We start from the raw sequence: 19,096 nt of genomic DNA on the forward strand, positions 1-19,096 counted from the left end.
CGCTTCAGGGCGCGATGGGCAGGTCGCGTTTATGCTGGGTACGCTCGAAGGTCTGCACGATGGTCCTGCGCGCCACGTCGTCGACCTCCTCGCCGGTCAGAAAGGCATCGATCTCGGCGTAGGTCACGCCCAGGGCGTCCTCGTCGGCAAGCTGCGGCTTGAGGGTTTCGAGATCCGCGGTGGGCGCTTTTTTCACCAGTGACGCCGGCGCGCCGAGCTCGGCGCCCAAGCGGCGCACCTGGTCCTTGGTGAGCCCGGCGAGTGGCACCACGTCGCAGGCGCCGTCGCCAAACTTGGTGAAAAAGCCCATCAGCGCCTCGGCGGCGTGGTCGGTGCCGACCACCAGCCCCGCGTGGGCGCCGGCCACCGCGTACTGCGCCACCATGCGCTGGCGCGCCTTGATGTTACCCAGCACGAAATCGCGCTGGTGCTCGTCGCGAAACACAAGGCCGCCCTCCTCGAGCGCCTTGAGGGCGGCGTCGCTGGCGGGCTTGACGTTCACCGTGAGCAGATGATCGGCCCGGATGAAGTCGAGCGCCTGCTGGGCGTCGTTTTCATCGGCCTGCACGGCGTAGGGCAGGCGCATGGCGTAGAACTCGGCCTTGCGGCCCTCGGCGCGGGCTCGCTCTACCGCGAGCTGGCAAAGGCGCCCGGTCACGGTGGAGTCGACGCCGCCGCTGATGCCGAGCACCAGCGCACGCAGGCCGGTGCCCTTGAGGCGCTGATAAAGAAACGCCACGCGCCGCTCGATCTCCTCTTTCACATCGATCGACGCCTTGACGCCAAGGGCCTGGCGGATACGGGTTTGCGAGTCGCCTTGCGAGTCCATGCGGTTCTCCTTTTCAAGATTCGTGGCGCCAGGAGTTTGTGCGTGAGAAATTTCTGGCGCTAAAGCTCATTGCCGTGAGCGTTTCATCCAGCGTAGCGAGGCGGCGCTCATCTGCCAACGAAAAGCCCCCGCATCGAACGGGGGCTTTGGGCCTGGTGACTAAACGCGAGCGGCTTAGTTGCGAAACGCGTCCGGATAGACCGTCAGATCCACGCTCCAAAGTGCCGGGAGCAGGAAGTAGGTCGCGGCCACGATCAGAATCAGCGCGATGATGTTGAGCCAGAAGCCGTTGCGCACCATTTCGGCGATGGTGATCTTGCCGGTGGCGAAGATGATCGCGTTGGGCGGCGTGCCCACCGGCAGCATGAAGGCACAGTTGGCCGCCATGGCCGCCGGCACCATCAGCACGAACGGGTGCACGTTCAGCGCCAGCGCCAAAGACGCCAGTACCGGCAGGATCATGGTCGCGGTCGCGGTGTTGGAGGTGATCTCGGTGAGATAGAGCACCATGGCCGCGGAGAGCAGAATCACCATCAGGAAGTTGACGCCTTCCAGCACGCTCATTTGATCGCCCATCCAGGCGGCCAGGCCTGACGAGTTGAAGCCGGCGGCGATCGCCAGACCGCCCCCGAAGAGCAGCAAAATACCCCAGGGCACGTCACGGGCGATTTCCCAGTCCAGCAGGCAGCCGCCCTTGGTGCGAGAGGGAATCAAAAACAGAGCCACCGCCGCGGTGATCGCGATCATGGTGTCGTTGATGCCGGGGATATTGATGATCTGGCCCTGCCATAAAAACGAGCGGGTGATCCAGAAAAACGCCGCCAACAGGAACACGGCCAGCACCGCTTTCTCCTCGAAGCTGGTGCGCCCAAGCGCCTCCATCTCCTTTTTGATCAACTCCTTGCCGCCGGGCAGATGGCCCAGGTTCATCGGGTAGATAAAGCGCGTGAGCATGAGCCAGCCGATGAACAGCAGTAATACCACGACCGGGAAGGCGAACATCAGCCAGCTGGCGAACGAGATTTCATAGCCGAACAGCTCGCTGACTACGGCGGCCAGAATGATGTTGGGGGGCGTGCCGATCAGCGTGCCGAGACCACCGATGGTACCGCCGTAGCCGACACCGAAAATCAACGCCTTGCTGAACTTGTCGATTTCACCGCTGTGGTCGCCGTCGCTCTTGGCAAGCTCCTGGGTGACCTGATAGACGATCGCGGTGGCGATCGGCAGCATCATCATCACCGAGGCGGTGTTGGACACCCACATCGAAAGAAAGCCCGTGGCGGCCATGAAGCCGAACACGATGCTGTTGATACTGGTGCCGAGCACGGAAATGATGGTCAGCGCGATACGCTTGTGCAGATCCCATTTCTCCATTGCCAGCGCGATCAAAAAACCGCCCAAAAACAGAAAGACGATCGGATTACCGTAAGCGGCGGTGACAGCACTGCCCTCGAGCGCTCCGGTAATGGGCAGCAGTATGATCGGTAGCAGTGAGGTCGCCGGAATCGGAATGGCCTCGGTGATCCACCAGATGGCGACCCAAAGCGTGGTCGCCAGCACCATGCGGCCTTCGAAGCTCAAATCCGCCGGCTCGAAGAACATCACCGTCAGCGCGAACATCAGCGGCCCGAGCACGAGCCCGATGGACTGCGCACGATTGTACGCCGGCGGGCGCGGCGAGGGGGTGTTATCGGGAGGCGTCGGCGTACCTGAACCGCCCTGCGCACCGGTAGCGCCAGGGGCACCGGAGGTCGGCAGTGCGCACAGAAGAAGGTGTTTGGCCTGATAATGATAGTGCCAAAGCTGGTCCCAGACCGATAGGGTGGCCGTTTTGAACATGGGGCAGTACCGCTTGGTATTGAGTGAGCAGTAAAGACGCTTCGCGACAGCGCCTTGAGATGGCTAAAACAGCGTCGCCGATTTTAGAGGGCCCTTTATTCCCTGCAAGCGGCTATTAGTCCAGTGAATTAGCCCCGATTACTACCAAAGTCTAACAACTTTAGTTGAATAAACCGCCCTTACCGTTTACATGCATGGTTTCTTATAGAATATCGATGCATCGGCCTCCCCGAGGACATCGCCTTTGAGATTAACCGGTTAGCAAACGAACGTTTCCTGTGTGCCGTTTTGATGACCTTCAGGTTAACTTTTTGTACAACTTTCATGAACGTCGCACCCGGTACATGGTCTATACTTTCGCCATGACCCAGAGAATGTCTGTACAAGCATCGGGCTGGTCACGAAACACGTACGAGGGGATTTACTCAAATCGTTTACGCTCAAGGAGTTAAGATGATACGCCAACATCTTTTCAATGGGGCTCAACCAGGAAGCCCAGAGCATCTGGAAAAATATCTAAGCGAACAGAAGCTTAGGAGAGAAAAGGAGAGTAACGCGGAGTTTTTATGGTTGACCGCCGCCGCCTTTCTCGCCGGAAGCCTTGCAACGCTCGCTTTCGTAGTACCGCTTTAAGACCCCGTATTCACAGCGAAAACCCTGCCACCGTCGGCGGGGTTTTTTTATACGCATCAATTTTTTCGATAGGGCCAAAATTGGTGATTGCTTCTGCTGATGAGGTGTATTACTGTGAGTTGGTACAAGACGCGTATAAATAAATACTTTATTCAAGTATCAGCATTCACAAGGAGTGGTGGCATGCACAGATTACAACTGGAAAACATCTCGGAAGCCGGCCTTCAGCTGGCGATCAAGGAAATCCGCAGCGAAATGTTCGACACGCCGCATACGGACTTCACCATCGCCAAAATGTTGAGCCATTGCGGCCATTTTACGACCGCTGAGCTTTATCTCGATGAGATGCTGTTGAAGTGGGGCTCTTCGCCGGACGTGGTCGAGCTGATCAACAAGGGCTACGCCATGGTCGATGCCATGAGTGCGACCGCCAAGTCCAGGACCGTTAGCCCGGTCGCTGCACATAAAGCTGGCGTCGAGACTGAAGCCGCCGTGGCGTGATGATTTAACGGCCAAGCTTAATAAAAACGGCTTGCTTTCCGGATGAAAGCAAGCCGTTTTTTTGTGTCCGCTCATTAACAACGCCGGCGTTGCTATGGGTCTGACGTTTTTTTCTCGCAACGCCCCTGCCCTGTACCTTCACTGCTAGAATACCCGCCTTTCGCGAGCGTCGAACAGCGCGTCGACGCCTTGTCCTGACTGACCAAGAGCTTTGCAATGATTGCGACTGCCCAAGCGGCGTTTCGGCCTCTATTACGGCTGGGCCTGATTTCTCAAATTCTCATCGGTATCACCGCCGGCGTTGCGCTGGCGCTACTTTCGCCGGCGGTGGCCACCCGCGTGGCGCTGCTTGGTCAGCTATTCATCAGCGCGCTGCAAGCGGTCGCACCCATTCTGGTGTTCGTACTGGTAATGGCGGCGATCGCGGCTCACCAGAAGGGCCGGCCCACTCAGATTCGCTCGGTGCTGGTGCTTTATGTCATCGGCACGCTGATTGCGGCGTTGATCGCCGTGAGCGCGAGTTTCCTGCTGCCCACCGAGCTTGCGCTGGACGCGCCCCAAGCCGACGGCAACCCGCCGGGCGACATCGTTGGCGTACTGCGGGATCTGCTGCTCAATGCCATTTCCAACCCGGTCAGCGCGCTGATGGAGGCCAACTTCGTGGCCATTCTGGTCTGGGCGGTGGGTTTGGGGCTGGCACTGCGCCAGGCAAGCGACACGACTCGCCAGGCGCTTTCGGATCTGTCCGGGGCGGTCACCCGGCTCGTTACGCTGGTGATTCGCTTGGCGCCGCTGGGCATCTTCGGCCTGGTGGCGGGCACGCTGGCGGAGTCCGGCGCCTCGGCGCTGCTCAGGTACGCCCAGCTTTTAGGTATCATCGTGGGCTGCATGGGCGTCGTCGCGCTCATCACCAACCCGCTGCTGGTCTACGTCGTGACACGGCGAAACCCCTACCCGCTGGTCTGGACCTGCCTGCGAGAGAGCGCCATTACCGCCTTTTTCACCCGCAGCTCCGCGGCCAATATTCCGGTGAATCTGGAGCTTTGCCGCAAACTCGAGCTCGACGCCGATACCTACTCGATCTCGATACCGCTGGGCGCGACCATCAACATGTGCGGCGCGGCGATCACCATCACCGTGATCACGCTGGCCATGACCCACACTCTTGGCATCAGCGTCGATTTTCCGACCGCGCTGCTGCTGTGTGTGGTCTCGGCGCTGGCCGCCTGTGGGGTCTCGGGTGTGGCCGGGGGCTCCTTGATGCTGATTCCCATGGCGGCCAGCCTGTTCGGCATCTCGACGGAAGTGGCGATGCAGGCCGTGGCGATCGGTTTCGTGATCAGCGTGGTGCAGGACGCCACCGAGACCGCGCTGAACTCCTCGACCGACGTGCTCTTTACCGCCGCTGCCTGTCGCGCGAAAAAAGCAGACGCCTGATTTTTCAGCCCACGCCTTCTCTTTATCTCCCCTCTCATCGTTTTATTCACCACGCCGGGTTGACGACCCGGCGTTCTTTTTATAAAACGTTTCTTATATAAAGCGTTCTCTAAAAAGAACACCTTAAAAATAGCACCTCGCTGGATAAGCGAACGGTCCATCATGAAAGAAGAGACGCTACGCACGCTGGGCGCGCACCTTCAGCGTTTGCGCCTGGCGCGCGGGCTGTCGCTGAGCCAGCTGGCAAGCGCGGCGGGCATGGCCAAATCCAACCTGAGCCGGCTCGAGCAAGGTAGCGGCAACCCGACGCTGGATACGATCTGGCGCCTGGCGGTGCAGCTCGGGGTGCCCTTTGGGGCGCTGATTGCGCCGGTCGACGAGGCGCTTTGCGACGACGATGTAAAGCTCACCCTGATCGAGCAGGGCCAAGGGGAGCCCCAGGTCGACGCTTACTGGATGGGGTTCGCACCCAATACCGAGCGCCAGGCCGAAGGGCACACTCCAGGCACCGTCGAGACGCTGTTCGTCATTAGCGGACGCATCGAGGCGGGTGAACTCGGCGCGCTGCGATGGCTGGCTCCCGGTGACAGTGCCCAATTCAACGCCGACCGACCGCACCTTTATCGCACCGGTCTTGATCGCGCCACGCTGCTGGTGACCATTACTTACCACTAGCTACCTGCATCGATCGCTATCACGTACCACTCGCCATCTCGTGTTACGCACCAACATTGACAGCTCAAAGGCATCGAGGTCCCATGCGCGCGTCCACCGAATCCAGTGCCGGCCCCCACTTTGTTTGGCACGCCGCCCTTCAGGGCGCACGCGAGGGCATTCCGCTGCTGGGCGGCTACATACCGGTATCGCTGTCGTTCGGGCTGGTGGCGACTCAGGCCGGCTTTACGACGTTCGAGGCGGCGGCGATTTCGCTTTTGATCTACGCCGGCGCCTCGCAGTTTCTGTTCGTGGGCATGATCGCCACGGGCGCACCGCTTTGGCTGGTCGTTGCGTTGACCCTTTTAATCAACGCCCGCCACCTGGTATATGGCCCCAACCTGGCCGCGCTACTGCCCCGAAGTCGACACTGGCTCTGGCTCATGCACGGGCTGACCGATCAGGTCTTCGCCCTGGCGCTGACGAGACTCCCAGCGCTCGCCCCCGCGCGGCGCTTCGGCTGGTTTCTGGGCTGTGCGCTGATGGCCTGGGCGGTTTGGGTGATAGGCACCGTGATTGGCGCGGTGGCCGGCGAGGCGGTGACCGCGTATTGGCCGCTTCTGGGTGAGATCATGCCCTTTGCCCTGCCGGCGCTGTTTCTCGCCATGACCGCGCCGCGTTTTGTCGACCTGCGCTGGTCGCTGGCGCTCATCGTCACTATCGTTGCCGCGCTGGCTTTGACGCTGACCGGCGCCAGCAACGTTGCGATTCCACTGGGGGCGGCGTGCGGGGCGCTGTGCTTTTACGCGGTGCGGTTTTCCGCCAGGGGGCGCGCATGAGTGTCGAGCTCTGGATCGCCGTGGCGATGTCGGCGCTGGGCACGCTGTTGATTCGCGTGGCGCCGTTTCTCTGGATGCAGCGGCGCCTCGACCAGCGCGATGGCCCGAGCCCGTTGCCGGGGTGGCTGGCCACGCTGGGGCCCTTGATGATCGCCGCGGTGCTGGGAGTGTCGATCGTGCCGGTCAACCCAGGCACCACCTCCTGGGTCGCGACCGCCCTTGGCCTGCTGACCACTTGTTTGGTGTGGCGACGTACGCGTTCACTGGGCTGGCCCGTGGCCGCGGGCGTCACGGTGTTTGGCGTCGTAGTGATTTTGGCGGCGCTGGCCCTGCCGGGCTGATCGTGCTCGGGCGTTTGTTACCCGTTTTTCATTGGCGCCCACCGTCAGGATTGACGCTCTTCCATTTCGGCCAGATACAGCCGGCACTGCTGCCGGCCGTTTTGCTTGGCGCAGTACATCGCAAGATCGGCGTAGTGAAGCAACGCCTGCTCGTCGGTCGAGTGATCCGGATAGATGCTCACCCCGATACTGGCACTGAAGGTGTGTTCATGGCCGGCCAGTTGGCAGGGCGTGGCCAATGCGGTCAGGATCTTCGATGCCACGTTTAGCGCGCTCTTTACGCTTTCGATTTCGCTCAATAGCACCACGAACTCATCCCCACCCTGGCGGCAGACGGTATCGGTGGTACGGATACAGCCGCTCAGACGCTCAGCCACGATCTGCAGGTAGCGATCGCCCAGGGCGTGCCCGAACGTGTCGTTGATGGCCTTGAAATGATCCATGTCGAGGTAGATAAGCGCCATCTTGTGCTGGTGGCGCTTTGCCAGGCCCACCGCCCGCGCCAATCTATCGGCAAAGAGAAAGCGATTGGGAAGGGAGGTAAGCGGATCGTGCTGCGCCTGATAGGCGAATTGGGCCGAGCGGATATGCGACTGGCAGGCATCATGAAAGACGACGACGGCCCCGACGATCATGCCCGAAAGATTGTGAACCGGGACCGCGGAGCTTTCTATCTCGCGCTGGCTGCCGTCCCGGTGGATCAGAACGGCGCCGAGAACGAAGCCTTGAGCGCGATCCTCGATCATGGCGCGGATCGCTGGATTGACCATCGTTTGATAGGTATGGCTATCGACCATCGACAGGATGTCCTCGACGGGCTTGCCAGCGGCTTCCACCCTCGACCAGCCAATCAGCGCTTCCGCCACGCGGTTCAGGTAGGTGACCCGGCCGTGCATGTCCGTGGTCAACACCGCGTCGGTAATGGAGTTCAGCGTAACGTGAGCCCAGCTCTTCTCGGCAACCCAGGCGGCCTCCCCTCCCTGCGAGTCCGCGTCGGGCGCCAGTTTTTTGAAAGCCTTTGTCTCTCTGGGACGATTATTGCCATCTCCGTATAGCATGCCATTTTCCCCATGTGTAATTGCATCCGGGATGATGCTTTATGATCGACCGATGCCTGCCCTGCTTTTTTACGGCTTTTTTCAGCCGGTATTTTTTAAGCCTCTCGCCCCAAGCAGTGGCGGCGTTTTGAACGTGATCAGACGTATCGCTATCTCAATGCGGCGCGATACATATCCCCCATCGAAAGCCCGGGCATTGGGGTTACAAGGCACCCCCTTTCCCCCTTCTTCCCAGGATATACGTTGAAGACCATAGTCAACCTTCTGGTCGTCTACTGTACGTTGGCGAACATGGGAAAGGCGTTTTCAACGCTATTTGAGTGTTTTTTTTACATAGCGTTACAGTAAGCACGCTATCGATCACACGGCTATGTTCGACAGCGTACAGAATTATTGTCCAGGGTCTCTATACTCAAAAAAGGCTTGTCTGACGAAAAGCATTTACTTCAAAAATTATAAATTGCTGATAAATAGAAAAAATTAACTCTACTCAAGCACCACGCCGTTTTATGTGAACCAAGGGGGGATTACTTAATGCTCAAGCTACGCCCATTTAGTCAAAATGGTTTGCTTGGCTTACTCAATGAAGAAGAGCTTGCTCACCTGACACCGCACCTCGAGGAAGTCACCCTGGCGCTGGGCCAGTCGCTGCATGAGTCGGGCCGAACGTTGACTCACGTGTACTTTCCCATCGACGCCATCGTGTCGCTGTTGTGCGTCATCGAAAACGGCGCCTCTACCGAGATCGCGGTGGTCGGCCGCGAAGGAATGATCGGTGTTTCGCTGTTCATGGGTGGCGAAACCACTCCCAGCCGCGCCATCGTGCAAAGTTCGGGGCGTGCGTACCGCCTCAAGGGGGCGTTGGTCAAACGCGAGTTCGATCGCGCCGGTGGCCTGCAGCGCCTGCTGCTGCGCTACACCCAAGCGCTGCTGACCCAGATGGCACAAACGGCGGTCTGCAATCGCCACCACAGCGTCGACCAGCAGCTTTGCCGCTGGCTGTTGCTGAGCCTCGACCGGCTACCGGGCAACGAACTGGTGATGACGCAGGAGCTGATTGCCAACATGCTGGGCGTTCGTCGTGAGGGCGTTACCGAGTCCGCAGGAAAACTGCAAAAGGCCGGCCTCATTGCCTATAACCGTGGCCGCATTACCGTACGTGACCGGGCCGGGCTGGAAGCCCGCGTGTGCGAATGCTACGCGGTGGTGAAAAACGAGTACGACCGCCTACTCAAGCACGCGGATGTGACGTAACACCGGCACTAACGGTTTCGTTTATTTCTGTACGTCGGCCCTGCTATGTACGCTTGCGTGCCGACGCCGCCGTTATCAAGTGGTACTGTAGATGTACATCACCAGAACATGCACTCACTGCAGTCGACATTGAAACGATAGCGCCGTTTTAACGTGCCGTTTGCCTGGTTTACTTCATCAGAGGGGCACATGACGCCCATTCATCGCTTGCTCAGTGCCAACCAACTGCTCGCGGATTTGCCCGGCGTGGAACGGGATCGTTTTTCAGGCGTGTGCGAGTCGGTGCCCCTGATCTTTGGGGAGATTCTCCAGCGCCCCACCCAGCTCCAGCGCCACGTCTATTTCCCGACCGACGGCTTTATTTCACAAATGACGGTGCTCGATACCGATAGCCGGCTCGAAGTCGCCATGGCAGGCCATGAAGGCATGCTGGGCGTGGCCACACTTTTGGGTGTCGACCACCCCACCCTGATGGGAATCGTGCAGGGCGCTGGCAGCGCGTTACGTATCGAGGCCGATGCCTTTCGCCTGCTGGTCGCCAACAGCCCCGAGCTACATCGCCGGCTCATGCGCTACCTCTACGTGGTAATGAATCAGTTCGCCGGCGCGGCAGGGTGTATCCACTTTCACCGTATCGAGGAGCGCCTCGCTCGCTGGCTGTTGATGACTCAGGACCGTGCACGCTCGAACCACCTACAGCTGACCCACGAGTTTCTGGCCATCATGTTGGGCGTTCGCCGTGCAGGTATTACCCTTTCCGCCATTACGCTGCAAACGAGTGGGCTCATCGACTACCACCGCGGTGAGATCATTATTCTCGACCGGCCGGGGCTGATCGCGGTGGCTTGCTCGTGTTACGAGACGGACTGCGCGCTGTACGTCCGCACCATGGCCCCTGGCGCTTAAATCCGGCTTAGCCCCTTTTTACCTCCATCCAGCCCTGCATCGCCTTGCGCCAGCGTGAGCGTTAGCCGGTGATCGCCGCCGTCCAGCGGCAGAATAAGCGGCCCGTCAACATCGGGAAGCGCTGAGTCGTCGAGCACGGCCCGGTCAGAAGCCTCTTCTGTCACCTGATCAACCCGGATAGCGTAGCGAGTAGCATCGACACACACCTGGACCTCGAACCCCCACCAGGAGGTAGGCAGACAGGGCGCGATGACAAGCGTCTGCCCGCGGCGGCGAAGCCCCAGGATGCCCTCGATGCCCGCACGGTACATCCAGGCCGCAGAGCCGGTGTACCAGGTCCAGCCACCACGCCCTTCATGGGGCGCCACCGAGTAGACATCCGCGGCGACGACATAGGGTTCGACCTTGTAGCGCTGCGTGGCGTCCGGCGTGCGTGCATGGTTGATGGGATTGAGCAGCCCGAAAAGTGACACCGCTTCGTCCGCCTCATCAAGCTCGGTAAACGCCAGAATTCCCCACATCGCTGCATGGCTGTACTGGCCACCGTTTTCGCGAAGCCCCGGCGGGTAGCCGCGAATATAGCCCGGGTCCTTGGGTATCTTGTCAAAAGGCGGCCAGAACAGCAGTGCCATCCCCCTCTCGTCTCGCACCAGTTCGCGCTTGAACGACCGCATGGCACACGCGGCTTTTTCGGGATCGGCGCCGCCGGAGAGCACCGCCCAGGTCTGCGCGATGGCATCGATGCGACACTCCTCGGCGCCCTCTGCCCCCAGCCAGCTGCCATCGTCAAAACAGGCGCGCCGGTACCACTGGCCGTCCCAGGCGACGCTATCGAGCGCTTCACGAAGCCCCTTCGCGTGGGCGCGCCAGCGCTCGGCGCGAGGCGGGTCGTAACGCTCGGCGTAGGGGGCGAACAGCCCAAGGGTACGCAGCAAAAGCCAGCCCAGCCACACGCTTTCGCCCTTGCCCGCCACCCCCACCCGGTTCATGCCATCGTTCCAGTCGCCGCCACCGATCAAGGGCAGGTCGTTTTCGCCGGTCAAGGCCAGGCTCTGATCGAGCCCTCGGGCGCAGTGCTCGAACAGCGTGCCCGTCTCGACGGCGGTTTCGGGCTGGAAGAAAGCATCGTGCTCGTCGTCCTTCAGTGCTGGCCCTTCGAGAAAGGAAACACGTTGCTCAAGAATCGAAGCCTCACCGGAGGTCTCGATATACAGGGCGCAGGCGTAGGCCAGCCAGACCCGGTCGTCGGAAATCCGCGTGCGCACCCCCTGCCCCTCTTGCGGTAACCACCAATGCTGTACATCGCCTTCGACGAACTGGCGCGAGGCGGCGGTGAGCAGATGCGCTCGCGTGATCGCGGGGCAGGCGAAACTCAGCGCCATGCCGTCCTGTAGCTGGTCGCGAAACCCGTAAGCCCCGCTGGCCTGATAGAAGGCGGACCGCGCCGTGATTCGACACGCCAGCGTTTGATAGAGCAGCCAGCCGTTGAGCATGATATCCATGGCGCGATCCGGCGTTTTCACCTGCACGGCATTCAGCCGCGCCTGCCAGTGCGCCTCGACAGCCGCCAGCTCCGCGTCCAGATCCGCCGCCCGATAGCGCGCGATGAGCGATCGCACTTCGTCAAGCGAGCGGCCCTGCCCCACCAGAGCGATCACCTCGACCCGAGCACCGGGGGCAATTTCCACCTCGCACTGCAGCGCCGAACACGGGTCAAGCCCCGCCCCGCAGGCGCCGGACAGCGGCGTGTCACCGGTCAGCGCGGCCGGGGCGCCAAGCGTGCCCCGCTCCCCCAGAAATTCGCGGCGATCCGCCGTCCATGCGCTTTGCTGCCCGCCCAGATCGGTAAACGCGATACGCTCGGAAAAACCGATACTCCACGGCCGCCTGGCCAACATCGCCCCGCTCGTCTCGTCCATTTCGGTGACGATGAAAGGGGCGGACTCGCTTCGCGAAGTGCCCAGCACCCACTCGAGATACGCCGTCACCGACACGCGACGCACCCGACCGGAGCGGTTCTCGAGCGTCATTCGGGAAACCCGGACCGGTGCATCGAGCACCACGAAATGCAAGAGATCGGTCGCGATGCCGTGCGCCTGGTGTTCGAAACGGCTATAGCCGAACCCGTGGCGGGCCAGGTAGCGGCCGGCATCGCGTATGGGAAGCGCCGTCGGCGTCCAGAGTGCGCCGCCTTGTTCATCGCGCAGGTAGAAGGCCTCACCGGGCGCATCGGTGACCGGGTCGTTGGACCAGGGGGTCAGTTGATTGTCGCGGCTGTTCTCGGCCCACAGGTAGCCGCTGCCTTCGGCAGAGACCTGGTAGCCGAACCCGGCATTGGCCATGACGTTGATCCAGGGTGCCGGCGTTGTGTGCCCTTGTGTCAGCACCGTCACGTACTCGCGCCCGTGCCGATCGAAGCCGCCCAGGCCGTTGAAGAACTCGAGTGCCGGCACGTCCGCGTGCTTGACGCTGTCCACCCACTCCTTGCGCGGCGATGGAAGTATCTTGTCCGGTGCGCGCTCGGCGGGCTTGCCGGCGGGTTCGATGTGCTCAAGCTGGCTCGACAGCGGGCCGCGGTGGGCCTGCAGCACCACGTGGGCCACCGAGCGCAGCAGCGCCTGAGAGGCCTGGCTCATCAAGTCGGCGCGCAGTGTGGTCACCGTACCCTGAACGAACCCGTCACGAAGTCGGGGGCGTGCCTGGCTGCTGAGCACGGCGGTTTCGATGGCATTTTGCAGATCCTGAACGTAGGAAGAGGCGCGTTCGTTGACGATCACCACGTCGACCCCCAGGCGTTTCATGCGCCAGTATTCGTGGGCGCGCAGCAGTTGACGCACCAGCGCCAGGTCATCGAGTGAATCGATACGCAGCAGCACGATGGGTAAATCGCCGGAGATGGCGTGGGGCCAGAGCCCTGATTGGGGGCCGGCGCCGCGCAGGATCGCCTCGGCGGGCGCCCGAAACCGCGCATCCGGGTAAAGCAGCGGCGCTGCCAGACGTTGAAAATCCGCCGCCTCGTCGGTCTTGATGCCCAAGTGACGAAGCTGGACCTGCGCCTGGGTCCAGGCCAGAGTTTGGGCGCGGTCGAAGGCACTGCGGTCGTGATGCTTGTCGATCAGATCGACAAGCGCCTGACGCGAGGCGGCGACCACGGTCCAGAATGCCACCCGCACGCCACTGCCCGGCGGCACGCGAACGCGACAGCGCAGTGAAAATACCGGATCGAGCACTGTGCCCACGGTGTTCGACAGTGCCTGGCCCTTGGCCAGGCTTGCGGCGGTTGGCAGCGAGCGACCGCGCCCGATGAACCGCGCGCGGTCGGTCTCGTACTCGAGCTCGCCCAGCACATGGCCTTCCACCACCGCGAAATGGGCCGCCCACACCGGTGGCTCGTCCGGGGTCCGCGGTCGGCGGGTGGCTATCAGCGCGCCCAGTTCGGGCAAATACTCGGTCACCACGAACAGCTTGGCAAAGGCCGGGTGGGCGTTATCCGTGGCCGGCGTGGTCAACACCAGCTCCGCGTAGCTTGTGACCTCGATATCCCGTGCGCTACGCCCGGTGTTGGTCAGCGATACCCGGCGCACTTCGCCGTTATCCTCGCCGGAAACCAGCACTTCGAGCAGGCTGGACAAGGGGCCGTGGCGGCGGCTGTAGCTGGCGTGGTCCTCGGCGAAGACCACTTCCTGACGATCCTTTTGCGATGCATCGGGGGTGCTTGCCAGCGGGCCGGTGGCGGACCACGCCACCTCGTCCTGGAGATCGCGCAGAAAGATGAAGCTGCCCCAGGCGTCGCAGGTGGCGTCCGAGCGCCAACGGGTGACCGCCACGCTTTGCCAGCGGCTGTAGCCACCGCCGCCGGCGGTGAGCATGACTGCGTAATGGCCGTTCGAGAGCAGATGCGTGACCGGGGGCGCCGCGTTCGCCATGGTGAAGCGGCGAACCGTCGGCGCCTCGCCGGGCAGCGTCTGGGGGGCCGCCTTGACCTCCTCCGCACGCGGATAGGCAATGGCGATATCGTGGGGCACTCGCTCCTGAAGCAGCAGCTCGCAGGCCTTGATCATCGGTTCACGGTGAAAGCGCGCACGCATCAGCCCCTGATGCTCGGCGTTGGCCAGCGACACGATGGTCATGCCCTGGTGGTGTGCCATGAAGCTTCGCACGATGGCAACCTGCTCGCCCACCGGTAGCCGCGTGCGCGTGAAATCCAGCGCCTCGTAAAAACCGTAGCGCCCCAGCGCGCCCATGGCCTTGAGCCGGGCAAAGTTCTGGTGCGCCGCGAGCGGGTCGACCATGGCCGCAAGCCCGGTGGCGTAGGGGGCGATCACCACATCCGCGGAAAGCCAGCGCTTGAGGCCCAGCCCCGGTACGCCGAAGTTGGAGTATTGGTAGGTGAACTCCAGATCCCGCGCGTTATAGGCGGATTCGGAAAGCCCCCAGGGCACGCCCAATGACTGACCGTAGGCCCGCTGGCGCTTGACCACGCGGCGGTTGGTCTGGGCCAGCAGGCTGCCATCCGGGGCGCGCATCAAAAGCGATGGCATCAGATACTCGAACATGGAACCTGACCAGGAGATCAGGGCCGAAGCGCCGCCCAGAGGCGTTGCCGTACGGCCCAGGCGAAACCAGTGGCGCGTCGGCACATCGCCCTTGGCGATCGCGAAAAGACTCGCCAGACGCGCCTCGGAGGCGAGCAGGTCGTAGCAACTTTCATCCAGACGATTCTGGACCACGGCGTAGCCGATCGACAGCAGCCGACGCTCATCATTGAGCAAGAAGGTAAAGTCCATCGCCATCGCCATCTGGCGTGCCTCTGTCGCCAGCGCTTGCAGGCGCGAGGCGATGGCCGGCGCGCCGAGCCGCTCGGTATCCTGAACATGCTCGCCCAGCATCCTTTCAAGTGCCGCGACCCAGAAAAGCGCCTCGTCGGCCGGCTCGCTGACGCCGGGCGTCAGACGATCACGCACCGCACGGGCCAGCGTTTCGCTCAGTAGCGTGAGGCGGGGTAGCGCCAGCTCGGTCGGTGACGCCATGAGCAGCGCAGCGATCGCCTCGCCTTGCGCGGTCAGTCCCTGGCGCTGATCCTCCGGTAGGTCGAGCCTCCCCAGAGCCTCTTGCGCCAGATGCAGCGTGTCGCCCAGACCCGGGCGCAGATCGGCCAGCGCCCGGGCGGGAAGCCAGGTCTCGCAGGCGTTGGCAAGGGCGATAAGGTGCCCCGCCAGATTGCCGCTATCCACCGATGAGATATAGATGGGTTCGAGCGGGCGAAGATCGCGCGTTGCATACCAGTTGTAGAAATGTCCGTTGTAGCGCGGCAAGCGACGCATGGTGGCCAGGGTGCGCTCCAGGCGCTCCAGGGTGGCCAGCGTCCCCGCCCAGCCGAAATCCCGCGCGGCCACGGTGGAAAGCAGGTAAAGCCCGAGGTTGGTGGGCGACGTGCGCGGCGCCACGACCGGCTGCGGATCTTCCTGGAAGTTGTCCGGAGGAAGGTCGTTCTCAAGCGGTGTGACGAATGTCTCGAAAAAGCGCCAGGTTCGCCGCGCGATCAGACGAAGCTCGATCCGCTCTTGCGGCTTCAGCGGGCGCCGGGGTGTTTCCACCGGCGCCCGGCTCAGATAGGCGGCCAGCGCCGGGGCGCACAGCCATAAAAGAGCGATGGGCACGACAACCGGCCCGACGCGGGGGTCATGCAGCACCGCCGCCGCCGCGACAACAAGCCCCGCCGCCAGGCCCAAAGCCATGGCGCGATAAAAGCCCCGGGGAGTGAGATGCGGGCTGAGCGCGCTTTGCGCCGCCGTCGTCCATTCGAGCAGGTGCCGGCGGGAAACGCCGAGGCGAAACAGCGTGCGGCCGATTGCATCGAGCATGCGCCCGGCCTGATCAGGCAGAAAAGCCAGAAGCATCAGCGTCTGCATCAGCGCAATCCGTGACAGCAGACGCAGCCGAGCGACGTGCGGACGAAGCTCGAGCCCCGGGCGGGCAGGCACAATGGCGGCCAGCAGCGGCAGAAGCGGCGGCACGGCGATCACCCCGACCAGCAGCAGTGTGCCCAGAGCCGCGGCGGGCAACGGCAGCCACCAGCACAACGCAAGGCTTGCCAGGGTGGCCGGTATCAACAGCGAACGGCGCAGGTTATCCAGCATCTTCCAGCGCGCCAGCAGTGAAAGCCTCTGCGCCCTTGCGCTGATACCCGAGTGCGCCATGCCGACGATCCAAGGTAAAAGCTGCCAATCGCCGCGCGTCCAGCGGTGCTGGCGCTTGGCGGCCACGTCGTAGCGCGCGGGAAAGTCCTCGACGACTTCCACATCCGACACCAGCCCCGCGCGCACGAAAAGCCCCTCGAAAAGATCGTGGCTGAGCAGTGTGTTGTCCTGCACCCGGCCTTCCATGGCCGCCATGAAGGCATCGATATCGTAGATCCCTTTACCCGCGAAGGAGCCCTCCCCGAAGAGATCCTGATACACGTCGGACACCGCGCCGGCGTAAGGGTCGATGCCCCCCGGGGCGGAAAAGAGCCGCTGGAACCGCGAGCCTTCCGCGCCCACCGGAAGCGCCGGGGAACTGCGCGGCTGCAGCACGCCGTAGCCTTCCACCACCCGGCGGTCGGTTTCACTGAAACGCGGACGATTCAGCGGGTGCGCCATCTTGCCGATCAGCCGGATCGCCGCTTCTCGGGGAAGCCGAGTATCTGCATCCAGGGTGATCACGTAGCGTACGTTGGCCGGAGCGGCCGGCGCGTCGATAAAGGCGGTATCCGTGGCCCCGCGCAGCCACCGGTTGAGCTCGTGCAGTTTGCCGCGCTTGCGCTCCCAGCCCATCCAGCACTTTTCCACGGCGTTGAAGGCGCGCCCCCGGTAGAGCAGCATGAAGCGCTCGCTCGACTCCCCCTTCACGCCCCCATGACGCTGATTGAGCCGCTGGATCGACCGGCGCGCTGCCGCCAGCAGCGGCGCATCCGATGCCAGCACCTGCTGCTCGGCATCGACGCCATCCACCAACAGGGCATAAAGAAGCGCTCCCTCGCCGCTTGCCAGGTGATGCACTTCCAGCCGTTCGATTTGATCGTCAAGCTCCGCTTCGCTGGTGAGCAGCGTGGGTACGACCACCAGGGTGCGCATCGACGCCGGCACGCCCGCGGCCAGATCAAGGCTCGGGAGTGAAAGCGGCCCGACCCGACGAGTGATTGCCAGGTTGACCAGCGCCGTGGCAACGTCGCTGGCAGGCAGCCACCCGACAAGCGCCAGCGCGACCAGCAGCCCCGCGCCGTCGCTCGACCAGCCGTTCGGCATCACGGCCGTCAGCGCCCAGAGCGCCAGGCCCAGCAGCCCCATTGTGAAGACACCGATCGCGCCCAGATAGCCGGTAATACCCAGCCCGCGCACCCCGCGCCCCAGGCGCCGGCCCAGCGTGGGCCGGTAGCCGATGGCGTTTTCCAGCGCCCGCCGCCCCGCGCCGATCAGATGATAGCCCGGGTCGCCCACCCGCGCCGCCTCGATGAATTCCGCCTCGCTTGCGCGGGCCTGCTGGGCGGCGGCCAGAGCGTGTTCCACCACGTCCAGCTCGGCGCACGTCGCGCCTCGAGCCAGGCGCTCGATGGCGTTCCGGTAACGGTTGCGGGTCGGAAAATCCATGGCGGCAAATCCGCTGGCAGCCCCCAGCCTTGCATCCACCAGGCTTGCGCGCTCGACCATATCCGGCCAGTCGATGCTCGACACCAGCCGCATGCTGTTGATGATATTGCGCATGGTGACGTTGGCCGCGCCCTGGCGCTGCTGAACACGGTGAACCACCTCGTCGATGCTGTCGCCCTGGCGCGCCAACTGATGCTCGAGCCAGCCCAGCACCGGCATGGTGCGCGGGTCCTGATCGCGCAGGCGCTTGGCCAGCTGCGCGGCAAAGGCCTCGGACAAGCCTTGTTGATCGCGCGACAGTTCATCGAGCACCGGCACCGAACGATCACCATCGGGTACCAGCAGCCGCCGAGCCAGCTCGTCGGCCTCGATGCGCGCACCCTGCTCCTCGGTGATCTGGTCGGCCAGCCGACGCAGGTTCTCGATCAGCACCATACGCAGCGTGATGGCCACCGCCCAAAGCTCTCCGATGGTCAGCGGCTGCACGCGCTGATAGGCCGCCAGAAAGCTTTGCAGCACGTCGGGATCGAAGTAGCTGTCGGTATGCGCCACGAATGCCCAGGCCAGCCCCAGCACTCGCGGGTAGCCCGCAAAGGGGCCGTCGGCCAGCTTGGGAAGCTGCCGGTAGTAGCCCGGCGGAAGATCGGCGCGGACTTCCTTGATCTGTGCTTCCACCAGATGGTAGTTGTCCAGCAGCCAGGCCGCGGCGGGCATGATATCCCGCCCGTCGGCCAGCGCTTTCGCACTGGTCTGATAGGCATCGAGCAGCGCGGCGGTATTGCCCTGAAGGCGCCGCTGTAACGAAAACACCCGAGGCGGCGACGCACTCACGCGCTGGGCGGCGGCCAGGCTGACGGCGTGCTGTTCAAGTCGTTCGACGCTGAAGAGTTCTTCCCGGATCGGCGCAAGAGAGTGCCAGGGCGACGCCGCAGCGCGACGACGATGAAGCCAACCAGACAATAAGGGCATAGACGGTACCTGGGCGCCACGGCACCACGGCGTAGGCCAGCAGGGCGCTATTTGAGCATAGGAAACCGGTCCAGGCGCGTCTGTTCTCTAGCGCACCAAAGAGGGCTGAAGCGAGCGCATTGCGTCGTTCCCGACAAGGCAGGGTTAACACCCGCTAACCTCACGTAATTGATAACGCTTTGCATTCTCTTTTTTTGCATGACAT

12 protein-coding genes are annotated in these 19,096 nt (G+C 62.8%); 8 read left to right on the forward strand and 4 right to left on the reverse strand.

The annotated features are described in order from the left end of the window. Positions 1–4: 4 nt before the first annotated feature. Both nadE and OCT39_RS12250 read right to left on the reverse strand, forming a co-directional pair. Complete coding sequence (nadE, locus tag OCT39_RS12245) at positions 5–829, reverse strand: ammonia-dependent NAD(+) synthetase (protein WP_263584747.1); 825 nt, start codon at positions 827–829, stop codon at positions 5–7. A 174-nt stretch (positions 830–1,003) separates the two neighbouring features. Beyond that, complete coding sequence (locus OCT39_RS12250) at positions 1,004–2,671, reverse strand: SLC13 family permease (protein ID WP_263584748.1); 1,668 nt, start codon at positions 2,669–2,671, stop codon at positions 1,004–1,006. 453 nt (positions 2,672–3,124) lie between these two features. Here OCT39_RS12250 and OCT39_RS12255 point away from each other — a divergent pair, with 453 nt between their 5' ends. The 6 genes from OCT39_RS12255 to OCT39_RS12280 all read left to right on the forward strand — a co-directional run bounded on the left by OCT39_RS12255 (position 3,125) and on the right by OCT39_RS12280 (position 7,076). Continuing rightward, positions 3,125–3,304, forward strand: coding sequence for a hypothetical protein (locus tag OCT39_RS12255; protein ID WP_263584749.1), 180 nt, complete (start codon positions 3,125–3,127; stop codon positions 3,302–3,304). Between the two features lie 183 nt (positions 3,305–3,487). Next, on the forward strand, positions 3,488–3,805 hold the full coding sequence (locus OCT39_RS12260; RefSeq protein WP_263584750.1) for a hypothetical protein: 318 nt from the start codon (positions 3,488–3,490) through the stop codon (positions 3,803–3,805). A gap of 216 nt (positions 3,806–4,021) precedes the next feature. Next, entirely contained in the window at positions 4,022–5,242 is a 1,221-nt protein-coding gene (gene sstT, locus OCT39_RS12265) for a serine/threonine transporter SstT (protein ID WP_263584751.1), read from the forward strand. A 162-nt stretch (positions 5,243–5,404) separates the two neighbouring features. Then, on the forward strand, positions 5,405–5,917 hold the full coding sequence (locus OCT39_RS12270) for a helix-turn-helix domain-containing protein (RefSeq protein WP_263584752.1): 513 nt from the start codon (positions 5,405–5,407) through the stop codon (positions 5,915–5,917). Positions 5,918–6,000: 83 nt separating this feature from the next. After that, positions 6,001–6,735 (forward strand): AzlC family ABC transporter permease, encoded by a 735-nt coding sequence (locus OCT39_RS12275; protein WP_263584753.1) that lies wholly within the window; start codon positions 6,001–6,003, stop codon positions 6,733–6,735. Then, the gene (locus tag OCT39_RS12280) at positions 6,732–7,076 is read left to right on the forward strand and encodes an AzlD domain-containing protein (protein ID WP_263584754.1); all 345 of its coding nucleotides are present in this window, start codon (positions 6,732–6,734) and stop codon (positions 7,074–7,076) included. The genes OCT39_RS12275 and OCT39_RS12280 overlap by 4 nt, the downstream gene beginning before the upstream one ends. Positions 7,077–7,120: 44 nt before the next feature. Here OCT39_RS12280 and OCT39_RS12285 read toward each other — a convergent pair whose 3' ends face one another. Continuing rightward, the gene (locus tag OCT39_RS12285) at positions 7,121–8,134 is read right to left on the reverse strand and encodes a diguanylate cyclase domain-containing protein (protein ID WP_263584755.1); all 1,014 of its coding nucleotides are present in this window, start codon (positions 8,132–8,134) and stop codon (positions 7,121–7,123) included. Positions 8,135–8,668: 534 nt separating this feature from the next. On the opposite strand from OCT39_RS12285, the gene OCT39_RS12290 reads away from it, so the two are divergent. Further along, positions 8,669–9,388, forward strand: a complete 720-nt coding sequence (locus tag OCT39_RS12290; protein ID WP_263584756.1) for a Crp/Fnr family transcriptional regulator — start codon at positions 8,669–8,671, stop codon at positions 9,386–9,388. A gap of 189 nt (positions 9,389–9,577) precedes the next feature. Then, the gene (locus tag OCT39_RS12295; protein ID WP_263584757.1) at positions 9,578–10,294 is read left to right on the forward strand and encodes a Crp/Fnr family transcriptional regulator; all 717 of its coding nucleotides are present in this window, start codon (positions 9,578–9,580) and stop codon (positions 10,292–10,294) included. Here OCT39_RS12295 and OCT39_RS12300 read toward each other — a convergent pair. Further along, on the reverse strand, positions 10,291–18,891 hold the full coding sequence (locus OCT39_RS12300) for a GH36-type glycosyl hydrolase domain-containing protein (protein ID WP_263584758.1): 8,601 nt from the start codon (positions 18,889–18,891) through the stop codon (positions 10,291–10,293). The two genes, OCT39_RS12295 and OCT39_RS12300, sit on opposite strands and share 4 nt — an antisense overlap. Between the last annotated feature and the right edge of the window lie 205 nt (positions 18,892–19,096).

This window comes from Halomonas sp. GD1P12 (assembly GCF_025725645.1).
Classification (GTDB): Bacteria; Pseudomonadota; Gammaproteobacteria; order Pseudomonadales; family Halomonadaceae; genus Vreelandella.